The 650-nt window shown below is 44.2% G+C and carries 1 protein-coding gene and 1 pseudogene; both read left to right on the forward strand.

From position 1 onward, the window contains the following. A pseudogene (locus CIK04_RS31685) lies at nt 1–244 on the forward strand (hypothetical protein); the annotation flags it as partial. A gap of 103 nt (nt 245–347) precedes the next feature. Further along, nucleotides 348–650: transposase (locus tag CIK04_RS31690; RefSeq protein WP_142995057.1), on the forward strand; the 303-nt coding region annotated here is incomplete at its 3' end.

Here is a 650-nt window from a genome sequence, read left to right on the forward strand (position 1 = left end):
GCATTTGAACCGTAAGATCCGCGGAAAACGTGTATTCCTGCGATTGACTTCAACCGCTCTGGTACTCGTCGTGAAGAGTTGCTGACGAAGTCAGATGAACTACAGAAGATGTGGATTTTGCGTAAGATCGTTCACCCGATGGGCGAAACGGACGACGATGGAGTTCCTCATCGACAAGCTTGCGATGACGAAAACCAATGATGAGTTTTTGACGCAATGCGTCGTCATAAAAGACGAACCTTAAGAAAACGCCACTCACCTCGAGTGGCGTCAGACTGCTGACAAAGGTCTAGCTTTCGAGCTAGACCTTTGATCTAATAGGGGTATCGAAATATGGATACTCCGATATGCTTCAAGAACCCACCCCGCAACAATACGAACTGGAAATGGTGACGATGGAACAGTTAGTTCCTAAAGACCATTTAGTGCGCAAAATCGATAATGCTATCGACTTTGAATTCATTCGTGATGAAGTCGCTCATCTTTATTGTAAAGATAATGGGCGTCCACCTGTTGACCCTGTTCGTCTCTTCAAAATCATCTTGCTTGGTTATATCTTTGGTATAAAAAGTGAGCGTCAGCTCGTTAAAGAAATTGAAGTGAATGTCGCTTACCGTTGGTTCTTACGGATGTCATTAACAGAGAAAGTC

Source organism: Vibrio sp. 03_296 (assembly GCF_002265885.1).